General features: G+C 49.7%; 15 protein-coding genes. 7 read left to right on the top strand and 8 right to left on the bottom strand.

Going from position 1 to position 16,111, the window contains the following annotated elements:
- Positions 1 to 48: 48 nt before the first annotated feature.
- On the bottom strand, positions 49 to 951 hold the full coding sequence (locus ABD880_RS10765) for a histone deacetylase family protein (protein ID WP_345165675.1): 903 nt from the start codon (positions 949 to 951) through the stop codon (positions 49 to 51).
- Positions 952 to 1,111: 160 nt separating this feature from the next.
- Here ABD880_RS10765 and ABD880_RS10770 point away from each other — a divergent pair, with 160 nt between their 5' ends.
- A complete protein-coding gene (locus ABD880_RS10770) occupies positions 1,112 to 1,759 on the top strand; it encodes a porin family protein (RefSeq protein ID WP_345165678.1) in 648 nt (215 codons plus the stop codon).
- A gap of 282 nt (positions 1,760 to 2,041) precedes the next feature.
- Here ABD880_RS10770 and ABD880_RS10775 read toward each other — a convergent pair whose 3' ends face one another.
- A complete protein-coding gene (locus tag ABD880_RS10775; protein ID WP_345165680.1) occupies positions 2,042 to 2,596 on the bottom strand; it encodes a type 1 glutamine amidotransferase domain-containing protein in 555 nt (184 codons plus the stop codon).
- 95 nt (positions 2,597 to 2,691) lie between these two features.
- On the opposite strand from ABD880_RS10775, the gene ABD880_RS10780 reads away from it, so the two are divergent.
- Both ABD880_RS10780 and ABD880_RS10785 read left to right on the top strand, forming a co-directional pair.
- Positions 2,692 to 3,198, top strand: coding sequence for a TlpA family protein disulfide reductase (locus tag ABD880_RS10780; protein WP_345165683.1), 507 nt, complete (start codon positions 2,692 to 2,694; stop codon positions 3,196 to 3,198).
- A gap of 10 nt (positions 3,199 to 3,208) precedes the next feature.
- Positions 3,209 to 3,835, top strand: coding sequence for a thioredoxin family protein (locus ABD880_RS10785; protein WP_345165685.1), 627 nt, complete (start codon positions 3,209 to 3,211; stop codon positions 3,833 to 3,835).
- 680 nt (positions 3,836 to 4,515) lie between these two features.
- Here ABD880_RS10785 and ABD880_RS10790 read toward each other — a convergent pair.
- Complete coding sequence (locus ABD880_RS10790) at positions 4,516 to 4,854, bottom strand: eCIS core domain-containing protein (RefSeq protein ID WP_345165688.1); 339 nt, start codon at positions 4,852 to 4,854, stop codon at positions 4,516 to 4,518.
- Between the two features lie 282 nt (positions 4,855 to 5,136).
- Here ABD880_RS10790 and ABD880_RS10795 point away from each other — a divergent pair, with 282 nt between their 5' ends.
- The 4 genes from ABD880_RS10795 to ABD880_RS10810 all read left to right on the top strand — a co-directional run bounded on the left by ABD880_RS10795 (position 5,137) and on the right by ABD880_RS10810 (position 8,473).
- Positions 5,137 to 5,781 (top strand): C40 family peptidase, encoded by a 645-nt coding sequence (locus ABD880_RS10795; RefSeq protein WP_345165692.1) that lies wholly within the window; start codon positions 5,137 to 5,139, stop codon positions 5,779 to 5,781.
- A 286-nt stretch (positions 5,782 to 6,067) separates the two neighbouring features.
- Positions 6,068 to 6,910 (top strand): YkvA family protein, encoded by an 843-nt coding sequence (locus ABD880_RS10800; protein ID WP_345165695.1) that lies wholly within the window; start codon positions 6,068 to 6,070, stop codon positions 6,908 to 6,910.
- A 128-nt stretch (positions 6,911 to 7,038) separates the two neighbouring features.
- Positions 7,039 to 7,791 carry a M48 family metallopeptidase gene (locus ABD880_RS10805; RefSeq protein WP_345165698.1) on the top strand — a complete coding sequence of 251 codons (753 nt, stop codon included), beginning with the start codon at positions 7,039 to 7,041 and terminating at the stop codon, positions 7,789 to 7,791.
- A gap of 76 nt (positions 7,792 to 7,867) precedes the next feature.
- Positions 7,868 to 8,473 carry a toxin-antitoxin system YwqK family antitoxin gene (locus ABD880_RS10810; RefSeq protein WP_345165700.1) on the top strand — a complete coding sequence of 202 codons (606 nt, stop codon included), beginning with the start codon at positions 7,868 to 7,870 and terminating at the stop codon, positions 8,471 to 8,473.
- Positions 8,474 to 9,133: 660 nt separating this feature from the next.
- On the opposite strand, the gene ABD880_RS10815 is transcribed toward ABD880_RS10810, so the two are convergent.
- The 5 genes from ABD880_RS10815 to ABD880_RS10835 all read right to left on the bottom strand — a co-directional run bounded on the left by ABD880_RS10815 (position 9,134) and on the right by ABD880_RS10835 (position 16,048).
- Positions 9,134 to 9,391, bottom strand: a complete 258-nt coding sequence (locus tag ABD880_RS10815) for an acyl carrier protein (protein ID WP_345165703.1) — start codon at positions 9,389 to 9,391, stop codon at positions 9,134 to 9,136.
- A 20-nt stretch (positions 9,392 to 9,411) separates the two neighbouring features.
- A complete protein-coding gene (locus ABD880_RS10820) occupies positions 9,412 to 12,801 on the bottom strand; it encodes an efflux RND transporter permease subunit (protein WP_345165706.1) in 3,390 nt (1,129 codons plus the stop codon).
- A 73-nt stretch (positions 12,802 to 12,874) separates the two neighbouring features.
- Entirely contained in the window at positions 12,875 to 14,005 is a 1,131-nt protein-coding gene (locus ABD880_RS10825) for an efflux RND transporter periplasmic adaptor subunit (RefSeq protein ID WP_345165709.1), read from the bottom strand.
- A 43-nt stretch (positions 14,006 to 14,048) separates the two neighbouring features.
- Positions 14,049 to 15,428, bottom strand: a complete 1,380-nt coding sequence (locus ABD880_RS10830; protein ID WP_345165712.1) for a TolC family protein — start codon at positions 15,426 to 15,428, stop codon at positions 14,049 to 14,051.
- Positions 15,429 to 15,433: 5 nt separating this feature from the next.
- Complete coding sequence (locus tag ABD880_RS10835; protein WP_345165715.1) at positions 15,434 to 16,048, bottom strand: TetR/AcrR family transcriptional regulator; 615 nt, start codon at positions 16,046 to 16,048, stop codon at positions 15,434 to 15,436.
- Positions 16,049 to 16,111: the final 63 nt, after the last annotated feature.

Raw genomic sequence — 16,111 nt, forward strand, 5'->3', positions numbered from 1 at the left:
ACTAGACGATTCAAAAAGTCTAACTACTAATATCTAGTGTCTAACATCTTAAAAGAAGATTTGCTGCGCCAGACGGTAGGTGTTGGCGTGGGCTTCTACTATGTCTGCAATGCGGGTAGAGTAACCGCCGCCCATGCTGGCCACTACGGGAATGTTGTTTTTGTGACACAGTTCCAGTACCAACCTGTCGCGCTCTTTACAACCGGCGGTGGTCATGGCCAGCTTGCCCAGCTTGTCAGTGGCTAACACGTCCACCCCGCTTTGAAAGAACAAAAAGTCAGGTTCCACGTGGTCCAGGAGTTGGGGAAGGTGGTCATTTAGCAAAGCTAGATACGCCGCGTCCTCAATGCCGTCTGGTAACTCTACATCCAAATCTGATTTTTCTTTATGAAACGGGTAGTTCTTGCCGCCGTGCATACTAAAGGTGAAAACGCGCGGCTCCTCCCTAAAAATCTGGGCAGTACCGTTGCCTTGGTGCACGTCTAAATCCACTACCAACACCTTCTCCGCTTTCTGTTCATCCAAGAGATACTGGGCGGCCAAGGCAATGTCATTTAAGAGGCAGAACCCTTCGCCGCGGTCTGTGAAGGCATGGTGTGTACCGCCAGCAATGTTCATGGCCACACCAAACTCCAGGGCAAAGTCTGCGGCTTCAACCGTGCCGCCCATAATGCGCACTTCGCGGTCTACCAACGCTTGTGAGAGCGGGAAGCCCGTCTTTCTTACTTCTGAGGGCGTGAGTTGCAGGTGCTTGAGCTTGTGCCAATATGCTGGGTCGTGCACGCGTAGAATTTGCTCCTCAGACAAAGGATTGGGCTGGAAGAAATTGGCCTCGGTGATGGTGCCTTCATACAGCAACTGCTCTGGCAGAAGCTCGTACTTGAGCATTGGAAACCGATGGCCTTCTGGCAGGTGGTGGGCGTACTCTTTGGACCAGGCAATCTTCAGCATAGTTCTTTTTACAGTGATAAAACAAAGGTACAATTCAGTACAATCTACCCCTAGACCAAAGAGCGTCCGTAACATTCTTTTTGCCTGACAGTATAATCTACCGGATTGCGGTGCTTGCCTATAACAGCTGAAACCGTAAATCTTCTATAACTAACCTACTATGAAAAAGACAATTCTACTTCTGATAGCTTCCTTGACGTTTGGCATGGCCCAGGCCCAGGAACGCGTCTTGAACCGAGGCACCATTAACCACCGTGACGGTGACGGCGAAGCAGCTCCCAAGTACAACAACTCTGGTTTCGGGATTAAGGGCGGCGTGTTGTTCAACTCTCTGCGCGGCGATGGCACAGATGCTATGCCCGGACTAAAGACTGCTACCAACTGGCACGCTGGTTTTTACTCGCAGTTTAGCCTGAGCGGCGTCTTCTCTGTACAGCCAGAGATCCTGTACTCGCGCAAAGAAAGCAAGATGGACGCGGGCACTATGCGCTTTGACTACATTGAGATACCGGTAATGGGCGTGTTCAATTTCTCAGACAACGTGAGCATCCATGCGGGTCCGCAGGCCGGGGTGTTGATGGCCGTCAAAGAGAACGACAAGGAAATTGACAAGGCTCAGTTCAACAGCTTTGACTTTGGCGCCGCCGCCGGCGTTGAAGCCCGCCTGAGCTTCTTTAGACTGGGCGCGCGCTATTACTTGAGCCTGGCCAACATGGCTGAGACTGAAGACGCTGATGCGGCCACTTACCGCGCTTATGACAACATCAAAGCCGGCAACTTCCAAGTCTACCTAGGGGTAGGCTTCTAACCACTTATGACTTTAATAAAAAAGGATGCCTCACTATAGAAGCATCCTTTTTTGTTTTGGGAACATTCAACCGGTAAATTCTCTACTCCTTTCCTTTGCGTTTTTGGCTTGTTTTTCAGAATTCAGCCTAAAAACGAGATTACTCATGCAGAGCCTCAGGAGTGCGGCCATTTTGAAATAACTCTCACATCTGTTTTTGCCCTCTTTTCCAGAAAACAACCCAAAAACGCAAAAGCCGATGCAGTTCTCCTACATCGGCTTTTGCGTTAATTATAACAGCTATTAGCGATTGTGCACGCCTTCGGCGAATTCCTCTATCATCTTTTTGTTGAAGGCTGGAATGTCTTCTGGTTTGCGGCTGGTTACCAAGCCTTTGTCGGTGACCACTTCTTCGTTCACCCAGTTGGCGCCGGCGTTGGTAAGGTCTGTGCGCAGGGAAGGCCAGCTGGTCATCTGGCGGCCTTTCACGGCATCGGCTTCAATGAGAGTCCAAGGCCCGTGGCATATGGCGGCAATGGGCTTGCTAGACTCATTGAAGGCGCGTACAAAGGCCACGGCCTGCTCATTGGCGCGCAGGTAGTCTGGGTTCATGACGCCGCCGGGCAAGAGCAAGCCGTCATAGTCGGCGGCTACTACGTCCTCTAGCTTCTTGTCCACGTCAAACTCCTTGCCCCAGTCGGTCATGTCCCAGGCTTTTACTTTTCCAGACTTGGGAGAGATGATGTGGGTTTCGGCGCCGGCTTCTTCCAGGGCGGTTTTAGGCTTTTCTAGTTCTACCTGCTCAAATCCTTTCTCTACTAAAATGGCGATCTTCTTTCCGGTTAATTTCCCTGACATAGTTTTGTAGTGTTAAGTCTTGGTTAAAAATTGTATTTTATGTACTTTCATAACAAGACAATCGTTACATGGTTATAAAAACTTACCAAAAGAAAATGCTGCGCAAATCTCTGTTACTTTGTTTGTTCCTGGCCTTTTGGTTTGCCGGCGGCACCTCTGTGTTTGCCCAGAGCCCAAGCGTGCCGGTTATCAAATTGCCGCAGTTGCAGAAGTATTTGCAGTCCCCGTCAGACACTACCTACATCATTAACCTGTGGGCCACCTGGTGTAAGCCCTGCGTAGAGGAGATTCCGCACTTTGAGGCCCTGCAAAAGCAGTACGCCGGCAAGCCCGTGAAGGTGCTGTTGGTAAGCCTGGACTTCGCCAAGGACCTGGACAAGAAGGTGATTCCGTTTGTGCAGAAGCGACAGCTAAAAAGCACAGTGCTTTTGCTGGATGAGCCTGATTACAATTCCTGGATTGACGCCTTTGACCCCGCCTGGAGCGGCGCCTTACCGGCCACCCTGTTTTTAAATAACGCCAAACAGCAACGGTTCTTTGTTGAAAAGCCGCTCACGCCTGCCTTGTTGCAAGAATACCTATCCACCAAATTCTCACTCTAACCTTACTCTTATGCAAAAATCTCTTCCCCTACTGTGCCTGCTAGGCTTGTTTGCGCTCCTCACCTCTGCTGTGCTAGTGGAGAACGGTTACCAGGTGGGCGATGTGGCCACCGACTTTAAACTGAAGAACGTGGACGGTCAGATGATGAGCCTCAAAGACCAGAAGAACGCCAAAGGCTTCGTGGTCACGTTCACCTGCAATACCTGTCCGTTTGCCAAACTGTATGAAGACCGACTCATTCAACTGCACCAGAAATATGCGCCACTTGGCTATCCGGTAATAGCCATCAACCCAAATGATGTGAAAGCCTCGCCGGGAGATTCTTTTGCGAAGATGCAGGAACGCGCCAAGGACAAGAAATTCCCGTTTGCCTACCTCTATGATGAGACCCAGGAAGTAGCCAAGCGCTTTGGGGCCACCAGAACCCCGCATCTGTACATCTTGCAGAAGACCGCCAATGGCCAAATGAAAGTAGCCTACATTGGCGCCTTAGACAACAACTCTGGAGACCCAGAGAAAGTAACCCAGCGCTACGCCGAAACCGCTCTCAACAGCTTACTAGCTAACCAAGTCGTAGCGCAGACCTCTACCAAAGCCATTGGCTGTACCATTAAATGGCGCGCCGAAGCTCAGTAAGCATAAAGTAAGACTTTAAACCAAGAGGCCGTTTTTGGGCTGTTTTCAAGAAAACAGCCCAAAAACGGCCTCTTGGTTTTTCTGCTGCCCACAGAGCGATAAACGCACTGCAACCCCTCCTCCACCAACCCGCCGGCCCTTGACCAAGGGAAAAGAGACTGGTCAATTTAAGTCTCTTTGCCCGAGGGAGAAAGCAATGCCTTATAAACTGGCAGTGGCGTTAGTTCACCATGAAACGAGTCACTTGTCACGGTGCGCCTCTTTGAAGAAAAGACTGTCCGAGCGTTCAGCGAGTTTCTTTTCTTCTTGATTCTTTTGGTTACTTTTCTCATCAAGGAGAAAAGTGACAAACCCGGGCAGAAAGTATTAGAAGAGAGGTGTGGATGAAAGGGATTGGGAGGCAGAGGCGGAAAGTATGACCTGCTGGTGTAAACACCCCTCTACAGAGCTACGCTCGGTGCCTCAAACACTCGTTTGGGCAATCCTCAAGGGGAGAATCCGCGTTTGGCAAAGGGGCATGAGGTAGAAAGAAAGAATCAGATAAAGAAGTCATCCCCCTACCCCCTTCAAAGGGGGACGAAGCAACTTGATCGGCAGTCTGGGTCGTTGGTGAACACACTACAAAGGCTATTGCATAGAGGGACATTGCTAGTACCCAATCACAACAACCTCATTAAGCTTTACGCTAATTTAGGCTCCTCGTCCGCTGAATACCATTGCTTTTCCCCGGCCTCTCTAGCCTCAGCCTCAAACTTGTTGTTGTAATAGCCCACCTTCAGGGACTCCAAAAAATACAACCACAGGAACCGATAATAGCCATGCTCTTGAAACTGACGCACATGGCAGAGTTCATGCGCCACCCAATGCTTATTCTTGAGAAAATTCTCTTTGGATACTCCGCTCAAGTGTATAGATTTGCCCAGGACCATGGCCACGTTAGAGCTCTTGAGTTTCCAGCGGGCAATGCGGGCAAACAGGGAGTTTTCAATAATTCGTATGTTGGTCAGGCTTGTTTCCATGTTTTTTTTATCGCCTCTTTATACGGCTCTCCCGGCTTTTATGCTACTATTTAGGGCCTTTTCCTTTCTTTCTCCTTCTTTTATACAATAAAAAATCCTTAAACGGATTTGTTTTTAAAAAGTTACGGAACTAGCTTTGTTTCTGAAGGATATCTCTAAAAAAGATAAAACCTCTGTAAAGGCTTCTTCCTGTTTTGCATTGCCGTGAGGCAATAACTGTTGGAAAAAGCCGCAATTAGCCTGTAGCAGACGGCGCTAATTGATGTTTCACCATTAAAACAGATGATGAAAAATTACATCATTTCTGCGTTGGCAGTTATCGCATCCTACTTATCATTTTTTTACGAGGCGCAGTCCTCACATTCAAACGAGTACAACCAAGCGGCTTTCACCACCCAGGGTGAAATGTTGGAGGAATGGGCACTAGAGCACAACAGCCTGGCCCTTGAAACTTCTGGCGGCGGCGCTGAGGTAAAGACCGGTAAGGTGCTTACCCTAAAAGACTCGCTTTTCTACAGCTACTACTCCCAAACCCTAGGCCTTAAGCTGGATTACGAAGAAGACCAAGAGCTTCTAAAGACCGTAACCGACTGGATTGGCACCCCTTACCGTTCTGGCGGAAGCACCAGAAAAGGCACTGACTGTTCTGGCTTTGTGTCTAACGTGTTCAAGCAAGTGTATGGCATCAACTTAACCCACAGCTCCCGCTCTATGTTCACCCAGGTGAAGCGCGTAGCAAAGACGGGCGTAGAAACCGGCGATCTGGTTTTCTTCCGTCGTGGACCGGGTCAGCCTATCTTCCATGTGGGCATTTACTTAAAGGATGGCAAGTTCATCCATTCTGCCACCCGCGGCGGTGTCATGATCAACTCCTTGAACTCAGCCTATTACAAGAAATACTTCTACGCGGCGGGCAGAGCCATCTAGTCCAGCGCACGTAGTCATACACAGCAAGGCCAGCCTCTACAGGGCTGGCCTTGCTGTTTGGGTCACTTCCGTTTTTGGGCTGTTTTCTGGAAAGAAGGCGAAAAACGCACGCGACGTATATATAAGGCTAACTATTTATAGGCAAAGCAGTATAGTCATTAAGCCGCATTTCTAGCAAGGCAGCCTTACGTCCTGTTTGGGATTTCTTATCAGACAAGATGCCCGAATTTTTGTTATTTCGTGGCGGCAAACCAGAAACGATTTTACTACATCACCCACCTATACTATGGAAAACCAGAATCCAAACCACAAGAACGTATCAGAGTCTCCCCTCTTCAAACGCATCCTCACCAAAGCCGAAGAGTACCTGAAACAACCGTCCAGAATTAAGGACCTGTTGAACGACGCTTACCAGAAGGCCACTGAGAAGAAAGACGTGGGCACCATTGCCGGCGAAGCCTTTGAGTCTCTCATGACCCTGGGCCGCTTGATCAAGGCTGCCGTAGGCGGTGAGTACCATGGCTTACCCACCCGCACCATTGTAGGTGGCGTAGCGGTCATCATTTACTTCTTAATGCCAATTGACCTTATTCCAGACTGGCTGCCGGTGGTGGGCTTCCTGGATGACATCAGCTTGCTGGCATGGTTCATGACCAGCATCAAAGGCGAGCTGGAGAAATTCCAGGCCTGGGAAGGAAGCAACCAGTACAGAAACAAAGATGCACAAAGCGATTCTAGCCAAGGCGAGCTGTCTGTAGATACGTCGGCGCACACCGCTAAATATGAAAATGAGCCAGCCGGCCAGTACAGCGGCAGCCGTGAGACAAAACCGTCTAGCAGCGGCCTGGGATCTTCGGGTCCGGGCAATAGTCCGTCACAGGGAGGTCATGGCCTGTCTACCGGCGGTGCCATTCCGCCGCAGAACGCCACGCCCGTGACAGAACTGCACGCCGTAGAAGGAACGCCCATCTCAGAGATTGACCTAACGGCCACGCATGACGCTGAACCTACGGACCATGGTGTGCCTACTGGTTACGGAGAACCCAACGTGCGCGCCTCTACCACAGACAGCACCCGCGTGCCTAGCACCAACCGCGATGACATGGACCACGGCGGAAACGTACGCTAATCCAATTCTCATCGCATAAAAAAAGGCGTCTCCCACCAGAGGCGCCTTTTTTATTGTCTTGCTTTGGCTGTTTAACTCCACACGGAAAATCCCTGGACAAGCGGTATCTTTGTAGTCAAGATTTGTGTATGGAAAGGAAGAAGCGTTCTACTGCCGCCAAGGCAGAGATTCTGGAGAAGGAGATTGCCCCCATTGGCAAGGTGAGATTTGTGTCTAGCGCCACGGCCCGGTTTGTGCGCATAAGTATACGTCCGGGCCAGGGCGTCAAAGTGACCATGCCCAAGCGCGCCACCTTGGCCCAGGCAGAGGCCTTTGTACAAGAGAAGACCGCCTGGATTCAGAAGCACCTGAGCAACCTGGAAAAGAACCAGCCCAAGCCGTTCCTCTTCACGCCTGAAGACCCGTTTAAGACCCGTTACCATCAACTGCATTTGCAAGCGCATCCTTTGCTGCAACTGAAGAGCAAACTCAAGGACGGACAATTGCAGGTACACTATCCAGCGCACTTGTCTTGGGATCATCCAGAGGTGCAGACCTACGTTAAAAGTGCCGTAGAGCAAACGCTTCGGCTAGAAGCCAAACGGTACCTGCCAGAACGCGTGGCCTTCTGGGCGAACCAGTTTAACTTCTCTTACCAAAAGGTGGTGATTAAAAATGCCCAGACCCGCTGGGGAAGCTGCTCTTCTACCAACAACATCAACCTGAACCTGCACCTCATGCGCCTGCCCCAGCACCTGTGTGACTACGTGATTCTGCATGAGCTGGCGCACACCGTTGAGAAGAACCACGGTCCGCACTTCTGGGCTTTGCTGGATAAGATTAGTGGCGATGCTAAAGGTTTGGACAAGGAATTGAAAAATTATAGGCTTCAGCAGTTTTAGGGATTCGTTTTTGGCTTGTTTTTACTAAAACAGGCCAAAAACGGCTAACTTAAAGGCGTGTCTTAAAGTCCCTAATATGAAAAGAGCTACTTTTCTAATTGCCTCTATAGTAATTTTCCTTTCTGCTTGCACACCCAAGTTTGTCATTGCTATATATAACCAAGACTTATATGGTTCTTTGGAAAACGGCATTCCCTCAAATTCAAGAACGGGAAACCATTACTTTCAGGATGGCACTCTAAAAGCAACAGGTTCTTATGCGGTGTCCTTTAAGAATGAAAAAAGTGAATTGAAAACCGGTCTATGGAAAGAATATTACGCAGGCGGCAGACTCCAACGGGAAGGCCATTATAAGATTGGCTCTTACTTAGGATGTGGAGCTGGAGGTTTGCAGGCAGAGTATTACCACTACAAAGACGGTCTATGGAAGTACTATGATGAGAGTGGTGAATTAAGGTTTGAGGTCGAATTTGAGCCAACTAAGCTTCATTTCGACACCAATTGCGAAGGGGGAGACAATTTAATATACGGTCTTATAAAGAACGTTCCCCTAGGAAATAAAGAGCAGCTATCTCCAGATTCTATCTTTTCTCTACAAAAAGAGAAAATAGAGGATGGTTCTTTCACTGTCATACTTACACCGTTAAACAATAAGCTTTTCATTACCTATTCATACAACTGAAAGCAAGAAAAACTAGCCTTCCATTTTTAGCCCATTCTCACCAAAATAACCCAAAAACGGAAAGACAAAAAGAAAGGCCAGAGGATTATCCTCTGGCCTTTCTGGGGTTTAAATGAGCAATTAGACTGCTGCTCATCTAGCATTTGCTTGTGCACTCCCGTTGGCTGTTCCTGAGAAAGACTGCTTGCTCCGGTGCCCTTATGCCCTTCGTTTCATCTTCTCCGCTAAGCGCTCGCGGCCGCGGGGCCCCGTCTTCCCGCCTTGCGCTGTACCAGCTTGCCTCCTTTGCATAGACGCTTCCTTGGGTGATCAGCGGTTCATGCTTTGTAGTAGCCGTAGTCCTAATAGAGGCGGCAACCTGCTTAGGCGACTCGCCGGAAAGACTGGAACAGGTGCCAGTGGTAGAAGCCTTTGCTAGTAGTGATTCCCCTTTGAGGATTGCCCAAACGAGCCTTTACACCAATACTGCTCCTACTAGCAGACTCCCCCCTTGAGGGGGGCGAAAGGGGGTGTTTACACTAGAAGGTCCATCAATCAGCAATTCTTCATTTTTAGCCCATTTTCTCCAAAACAGGCCAAAAACGATTAGACAAAAAGAAAGGCCAGGGGAAAATCCCCTGGCCTTTCTGCGTTTTAAATGAGCAATTAAAAATATAAAGTCTAGCTAGCCTGACGAACGGTGTGCGTAGAAACGAATTCTACAAAATCACCTACGGTGTTCAACGGCACCTCGTCTGGGATTACAATCTTGAAACTCTTCTCTAGCTGGATGATAATATCTACCACGTCTACAGTGTCAAACCCAAACTCTTTGCTTAGGTTAGACGAGACGCGCAGCCTTGAGGGCTGTATCTCTTTGGTCTTGCTAATGATTTTAACTACCTCTTTGGCGATGGAAGGTGTTTGAGCAGTTATCATATGGGTAATACTTAATAATTCTAATGGGTCATTACCGCCACCTGGGCGTGTTTCTTTCTGCGTTTTGGAAGCACCCGATTTTTGATTTTCTCATTGATCAGGTACATCATAGGCACTACCAGCAAGGTCAGGAACGTGGCAAAGCCTAATCCAAAGATGATGGTCCAAGCCAACGGTCCCCAGAAGGTCACGTTCTCTCCTCCTAAGAAGAAGTGCGGGTCAAATTCTGTGAAGAGTGTAAAGAAGTTGAAGTTCAACCCAATGGCCAATGGAATAAGACCTAGAATGGTAGCGGTAGCGGTGAGCAATACCGGGTTCAAACGCGTTTTACCGGCCATCACAATCGCTTCCTTCAGTTCCATTCCCTCTGCCATCAAGACATCTGTGAATTCAACCAGCAGAATTCCGTTCTTCACTACAATTCCGGCCAGGGCAACTACCCCAATACCGGTCATCACAATGGACATATCCATATTGAAGACAGAGAACCCAAGCAATACCCCTATGACCGAGAAGATAACTTCTGATAAAATTATCAACGGCTTGGACACCGAGTTAAACTGCATCACTAAAATCAAGAAAATCAAGCACATAGCCGCCAATCCCGCCAAAGAAAGAAAATCCATGGTCTCTTTCTGATCTTCCTGCTCGCCACCCATTCTAATCTCATAGCCTTCTGGCGTAGGGAAACTCTCCAGCGCCGTCTGGATGTTGGCCACCACCTCATTGGGGTTGTAGCCGCCCAGGACGTTAGAAGAAAGTGAAATCACGCGCTTCAAGTTTTTGCGTTTTATGCCGCCGTAGGTAGTAGAGTACTTGATGGTAGCCACTGAGGAAACCGGCACTTGGCGCACCCGGCCCGAGGCATCTCTAAACGTGAGCACCATGCCCATGAGCTGGTCAATATTCTTGCGGTAGTTCTCGGCTAAGCGTATCTGGATGGGATATTCCTCTTCGTCCTTCTTAAACTTAGAGGCTTCCTTCCCGAAGATGGCCGTACGCAGTTCAGAACCAATCTGGGCAGTGCTCAAGCCTTCGCGGTTGGCGCGCACACGGTCAATCTCTACGGTGATTTCTGGGTTCTTGTCCTCAAGGTCGGTGCGCAGGTCTTCTACCCCGGCAATCTGAGTAGAATCCAGGTAGCGTTGCACCTGCTTGGAAACCTTTACCAGACCGGCAAAGTCTTCGCCGGCAATCTCTACCAGAATGGGCTTGCCCACCGGCGGACCGTTCTGCTCCTGCTCTACCGTAATCTCAGCGCCCGGAATGCCTTTCACCGCTTCTCTGATGTCATCCAGGTATTTAGCCGTGCTAATACCTGATTCGCGGTCTTGGTACTCTACAAACGCCACTGTCACGCGGCCTTTGTTAGACTCTGCCTGACGGCTCCCCGACTGCGGGTCTCCGGCGCCCACGGCCACGTTAGAAATGATAGACTCTACGTTGGGATTGTTATTGCCTACTACCTTGAACACCCGCTTCTCCACCACCTTGGTGATAGAGTCCGTCACCGACTGGTCAGTACCAATGGGCATGTTGATATAGGTGTAGATGAAATTAGGATCACCGCTAGGGAAGAACACTACTTTTGGGGAGCGCATGCCAGTCACAACAATAGACAGTACCAGCAAGCCTACAATAGAGGCCAACACACCATATGGGCGTTTGCCCACCAGCATCCAGCGCAACAAACGCTCATACCGGTCCATGAAAGCGGGCAAGACGCGGCTCTGGAACTTGTGAATCCAGCCCGTGAAGACAAACTTGTTCAGGGCTATAAAGCCCATGAGCACCACTACCAGACTGCCCATGCCATAAGAGCCAGCAACATAGAAAACTAATGCCAAGCCCCCCATAATAAACATGGCCATCTTGAAACTCTTGCGGTCTTTCTCTGGATTGCCTTCACGACGCATAAAGGACACCGCAAACACCGGGTTGATGATGAAGGCCACTACCAATGAAGCCAGCAAGGTCAAGATAAGCGTGATAGGCAGGTAGAACATGAACTCCCCTACAATACCCGGCCAGAAGGCCAGTGGCAAGAAAGGCGCTACCGTGGTCAAAGTACCAGCTAGTACCGGCAAGAAGACTTCACCAGCCGCCACCTTGGCAGATTTGACGATGCTCCACTGCGGGTTGTCATGGAAGATGCGGTGCGTGTTCTCAATCACCACAATGGCGTCATCCACCACAATCCCCAAGGCCAGCAGGAAGGAGAAGAGCACAATCATGTTCAGGGAGAACCCTAGCATTGGCATGATCAGGAACGCAATGAACATGGAGATGGGCACTGAAAGGCCCACAAACAAGGCGTTGGTGGTCCCCATGAAGAACATCAAGATCAAGGTCACCAAGATAAACCCGATGATGATGGTGTTGATGAGGTCATTGAGCGTATGGCGCGTGCTGGTAGACTGGTCACCGGTCACGGTAATCTTCAGGCTTTCGGGGAGTTGAGAGCCGTGTACTTCATCAATGATGGCGTTGATTTTGTCTGAAGCCTCAATCAGATTCTCGCCGGACCGCTTCACTACGTTCAAGGTGATAACCGGTTGGTTGTCCAAACGGGCGAAGCTCTCGCGCTCTTCAAAGGTGTCAATCACCTGGGCAATATCCCGCAGGTAGATGTTGGCACCGCTTAACGACTTGACTACAATGTCGCCAATGGCGTTAGGATCTGTGTACTGGCCTACTACGCGTACGGCCCGTTTCATGTCGCCCACGCGCACGGTACCACCAGAGATGGTCATGTTTTCTGTGGCAATGGCGCGTTCAATATCGGTAAAGGTAACCTGGGCCACCTGCATCTTGTACATGTCCAGGTTAATCTGCACTTCCTGCTCCAGGGCACCTACAATGTCTACGCGCGTAATCTCGGGCAGGGCCTCAATGCGGTCCTGCAAGTCTTCGGCAAACTGCTTCAATTTCTCAGCGCTGAAGTTACCTGACAGGTTCACGTACATGATGGGCATCTCAGAGAAAGAAATCTCCTGCACGTTGGGTGCCTGGTCTAAATCTGTAGGCAGATCTGTCTTAGCTTTGTCAACGGCGTCTTTCACGCGTTGCTTGCCCACTTCTACGTCCACGTCTGTGTTGAACTCCACGTTGATCATGGCAAAGTCCTGCATAGAAGTAGAGGTCACCTTTTTGACGCCGTTCAATGACTTAATCTGCTTCTCAATGGGACGCGTCACCAGGTTTTCCATGTCTGACGGCGAGGTACCCGGGTACACAGACGTCACAATCATGGTAGGAATCACGATGTCTGGGAAGTTCTCCTTCTGCAAGCGGTTGTAGGCCATCAAGCCTGCAATGGAGAGCAGAAGCGTGATGAAGTAAATGGTGGTGCGGTTATCAATGGCCCAACTGGTAGGCTTGAATTCCTGATGTTTATCTGACTTTTCCATACAATGGGATGTTTGGGCTAGGCCCGGTATCTAGCGGAAATGCGGCAAAGGCATCATCCTTCAAAAATTCTTCTTAGAAAGTCACAGGTTGGCCTTCATTGAGGTTTTGCGCCCCGGCACTTATCACCTGGTCGTTTGCCTTTAAGCCTGTCAATATTTCAACCTGCCCGTTGTAGGAGGTGCCGGTGGTGATGTTGCGCTTGGTGGCAATCCGTTGCCCACCCTTCTGTTCCACCACGTAGACAAAGTTGCCTTGCTCGTCTTTCTGCACAATGTCCAGTGGCAGGGTAAGCGCGTTTTCTTTCACATAATCTTCAATGCGCACCACGGCTACCATGTTAGGCCGTAAGTTCACTTTGCCTTGCTCAGAAGGCTTCACGCCCAACTCCACCGTAAAAGAGCGGTTGGCTGGGTTGATGTTGCTTCCTACCACCTTCACCATGGTCATGATCTCCTTGTTCAAGTCTGGGAACATGACCAGGGCGTCATCTCCTTTCTTGATTTTGCTGGCATAGGCCTCAGACACCTCGGCCACAATCTTACCACTGCTGGCATTCACAATTCTAATAATGCCCACCCCTGGGGCCACGGCCTCACCAGACTTAGGAAGTACTTCATCCACTTCGCCGGAGATGGGAGCGGTGATGGTGTACTGAGCGCGGGTTTCTTGCAAAGTGGCCAGTTGGCGCTGTAGGCTTTCCACGTTGTTCTTGGCTTGCAGGTACTGGATCTCGGTGCCAATCTGCTGGTCCCAGAGGTTTTTCTGCTTCTGGAACACCGTGCGGGCCAGGCTCAGGTTTGGCCGAAGCGCGGCAATCTGCTGGTCCAGCACGCTGGCATCAATAGTAGCCAGGGTCTGGCCTTTGCTTACGCGGTTGCCGCGGTCTACGCGCATGCTGGTCAAGACACCCGGTACTTTGGCGCTCACCATCACGTTCTGGTCAAAGTCCACGTGGCCCTGCACCTCCAGGTAGTGTCTGAACGTCTGGGGTTGCACGCTCATGACCGTCACAGGAACAGGGGTCGCGCTTTGCTTGGGACCTTTGCCTTCTTTTTTAAGGTCGGCTTCTAGCTTGGTAATCTCTTTGTTGAGTTCAGTCTGTTTTTTCTTGAGCTCGGCTAGTTGGGCCGTTTTATCTTTTTCGCCGCAGGCAGTGACTAGGGTAGCCAAGGCTAGGGCAGATAGGATCAATTGCTTTTTCATAAATGGGAATGCTATGAAGTTGTCTTGTATCTCTGAAAGGAATCTATTTAACCAAAAGGGCGCCGGTGGCTCTGTCTGCGTCTACCTGGGCAATCAAGGCGTCATAGAGAGCTGTGTAATAATTGGTCTGCGCCGCGCGTAAATCCGTCTCGGCTGTAATTACCTCTAAATTTGACCCTACCCCCTGCTGGTATTTTATGCGGCTTACGCGGGCAATCTCCTCGGCTAGCTCCATATTCTGGCGCTGTGCCCTTAGCACGCTCAATGTATTAGAGACTGTCAAATCTGACTGCCGTAATTGCAAGTCTATGGACTGTTGCAGTTGCTCAAACCCTAGTTTGACGTTTTCTAACTGCAGTTTAGACTGCTGTACCTGGTAGCTTTTGCGCAAGCCGTCAAAAATAGGCACCTGCAACCCAAGGCCTACCACTCCATAGTCAAACCAGTTGCGGTTAAGGCCGGCATTTTCTGCGGCTCTTACCCTGGCCAGGTTGGAAAAGGAGGTTTCATTGCTGTTGTACCCATAGGCACCTGTCAACACCAGCCTTGGAAAGTAGCCTGCCTTTATATTGCGCTGGTTCAGCAGTGCTAGACTTCTCTGGGTTTCAAGGATAGAGTACTCTATTCTATTAGCATAATTGAACCCATTGGCGTTTGCTGTGGGTGTGGTGGAGACCAGGGTATTTTCATTCAATTGGTCTACCAATAAGATAGATTGGTTCTGCGGAAGCCCCATCTGAAACTTGAGCAACTGTTCCCCTAGCTCTTGCAAGCGTTGCGCGCGGTCGCGGTCAATTCTCAGATTGTTCAGGCTTACTTTTAGTCTGTCTACGTCCAACTTCTCCACAAACCCGTTTTTGTTCATGATGCTGGTTTGGCGCAACAGCGTGTCTAAGCGGGACAGATTCTGGTCTAAGAGTTTGATCTGCTCACTGGCCACTAAAACGCTGTAATAGGCTTTTGTCACCTGCTCTGCTACCTCAATCTCGCCTTGTTCCGTGTTCTTCTTAGAAAGTTGCGTGTAGGTAGAGGCCGCTTTAAGGCCTATCAAATAAGAGCCATCAAATAAAAGCTGAGAACCAGAAAGAAGGGCGTTGCCCGTCCAGGGCTGAGCAAATGAGATGATCTGAGGCTCTTCCTGCCCCGGAAACTGCACCTTGGATTTCTGTGGAACAAAGTTGTTGTTGATGTCAACGCCGGCGTTTACCTGCGGAAGGCCAATGGACCGCACCTCACCCACTTTGGCTTTGTCAATCTGCTCCTGGTTACGAAGCACTTTTAAGCTGACCCTATTTTGCAGCGCGTAGTCAATGGCTTCCTTTAAGGTAAAGGCTTGGCCCTGCGCCCAACTGGAGGTGGTGGAAAGCAGTGTTAAAAGCAGCCAGCAGAAGAGGAGTCTGCCAACTTTGGGTAAATTTTTCATAGGGTTTATTCTTCTTCGGTGATCTGTTTGTATTGATTAACCAGCTTGTGCCCTTTGATGGTGGCCAGTCCTAAGATGTAATGTTCTAGCAGGGCAATCTGAACTTTCTGAAGGTCAAACTGGGTGGCGGGGTAAATCTCAGAGTTGAAACCCATTTCTACCTCGGCTAACCTGAGGCGGGAGACAATCTCCACGTCAATGTCTTCCCTGAACAGCTTTTCTTTGATGCCTCTCTGAATATGTTCTTTGGTCTGTTTTAAAAAGAAACCGTCCTTGTGGTTCTGCCACAGCTTCCAGGTCTCTGGATGGTATTTCTGTATATCATAGAAAATGGTGGGATGCACCTGTCGCATAAGCCCCCGCACCATCTCTACTATCTGAAACATGGCTTCCATGGCATTGTTTGCATTGCCCAAGGCCTGGCAGCAGGTATTCTCCATGCCAGAGATATGCTGGTTCATGCATTCGTACACCAACTCATCCTTATTGGCGAACCACTTGTAAATAGTCTTTTTAGAAACCCCCAGGTGCGTGGCCACATCATCCATAGAGACCGCCTTAATCCCGCGTTGCAAGAATAAAAACAAGGCCTCCTGCAAAATTCTTTCTCTCGTGTCCATAGGTTCCTTCAAATCTAGGGCAAACCTACCGGAAACTATTTTTGTTTCCAAAGTTTCCTGCCA

The sequence above is a fragment of the Nibribacter koreensis genome (genome assembly GCF_039541795.1).
Lineage (GTDB): Bacteria > Bacteroidota > Bacteroidia > Cytophagales > Hymenobacteraceae > Nibribacter > Nibribacter koreensis.

Coding starts and splice junctions, on each gene's coding strand:
- ABD880_RS10810 (WP_345165700.1), top strand. CDS start 7,868: ATGAAAAGAGCTACTTTTCTAATTGCCTCTATAGTAATTTTCCTTTCT.
- ABD880_RS10765 (WP_345165675.1), bottom strand. CDS start 951: ATGCTGAAGATTGCCTGGTCCAAAGAGTACGCCCACCACCTGCCAGAA.
- ABD880_RS10795 (WP_345165692.1), top strand. CDS start 5,137: ATGATGAAAAATTACATCATTTCTGCGTTGGCAGTTATCGCATCCTAC.
- ABD880_RS10770 (WP_345165678.1), top strand. CDS start 1,112: ATGAAAAAGACAATTCTACTTCTGATAGCTTCCTTGACGTTTGGCATG.
- ABD880_RS10830 (WP_345165712.1), bottom strand. CDS start 15,428: ATGAAAAATTTACCCAAAGTTGGCAGACTCCTCTTCTGCTGGCTGCTT.
- ABD880_RS10815 (WP_345165703.1), bottom strand. CDS start 9,391: ATGATAACTGCTCAAACACCTTCCATCGCCAAAGAGGTAGTTAAAATC.
- ABD880_RS10785 (WP_345165685.1), top strand. CDS start 3,209: ATGCAAAAATCTCTTCCCCTACTGTGCCTGCTAGGCTTGTTTGCGCTC.
- ABD880_RS10775 (WP_345165680.1), bottom strand. CDS start 2,596: ATGTCAGGGAAATTAACCGGAAAGAAGATCGCCATTTTAGTAGAGAAA.
- ABD880_RS10820 (WP_345165706.1), bottom strand. CDS start 12,801: ATGGAAAAGTCAGATAAACATCAGGAATTCAAGCCTACCAGTTGGGCC.
- ABD880_RS10790 (WP_345165688.1), bottom strand. CDS start 4,854: ATGGAAACAAGCCTGACCAACATACGAATTATTGAAAACTCCCTGTTT.
- ABD880_RS10780 (WP_345165683.1), top strand. CDS start 2,692: ATGCTGCGCAAATCTCTGTTACTTTGTTTGTTCCTGGCCTTTTGGTTT.
- ABD880_RS10805 (WP_345165698.1), top strand. CDS start 7,039: ATGGAAAGGAAGAAGCGTTCTACTGCCGCCAAGGCAGAGATTCTGGAG.
- ABD880_RS10800 (WP_345165695.1), top strand. CDS start 6,068: ATGGAAAACCAGAATCCAAACCACAAGAACGTATCAGAGTCTCCCCTC.
- ABD880_RS10825 (WP_345165709.1), bottom strand. CDS start 14,005: ATGAAAAAGCAATTGATCCTATCTGCCCTAGCCTTGGCTACCCTAGTC.
- ABD880_RS10835 (WP_345165715.1), bottom strand. CDS start 16,048: ATGGACACGAGAGAAAGAATTTTGCAGGAGGCCTTGTTTTTATTCTTG.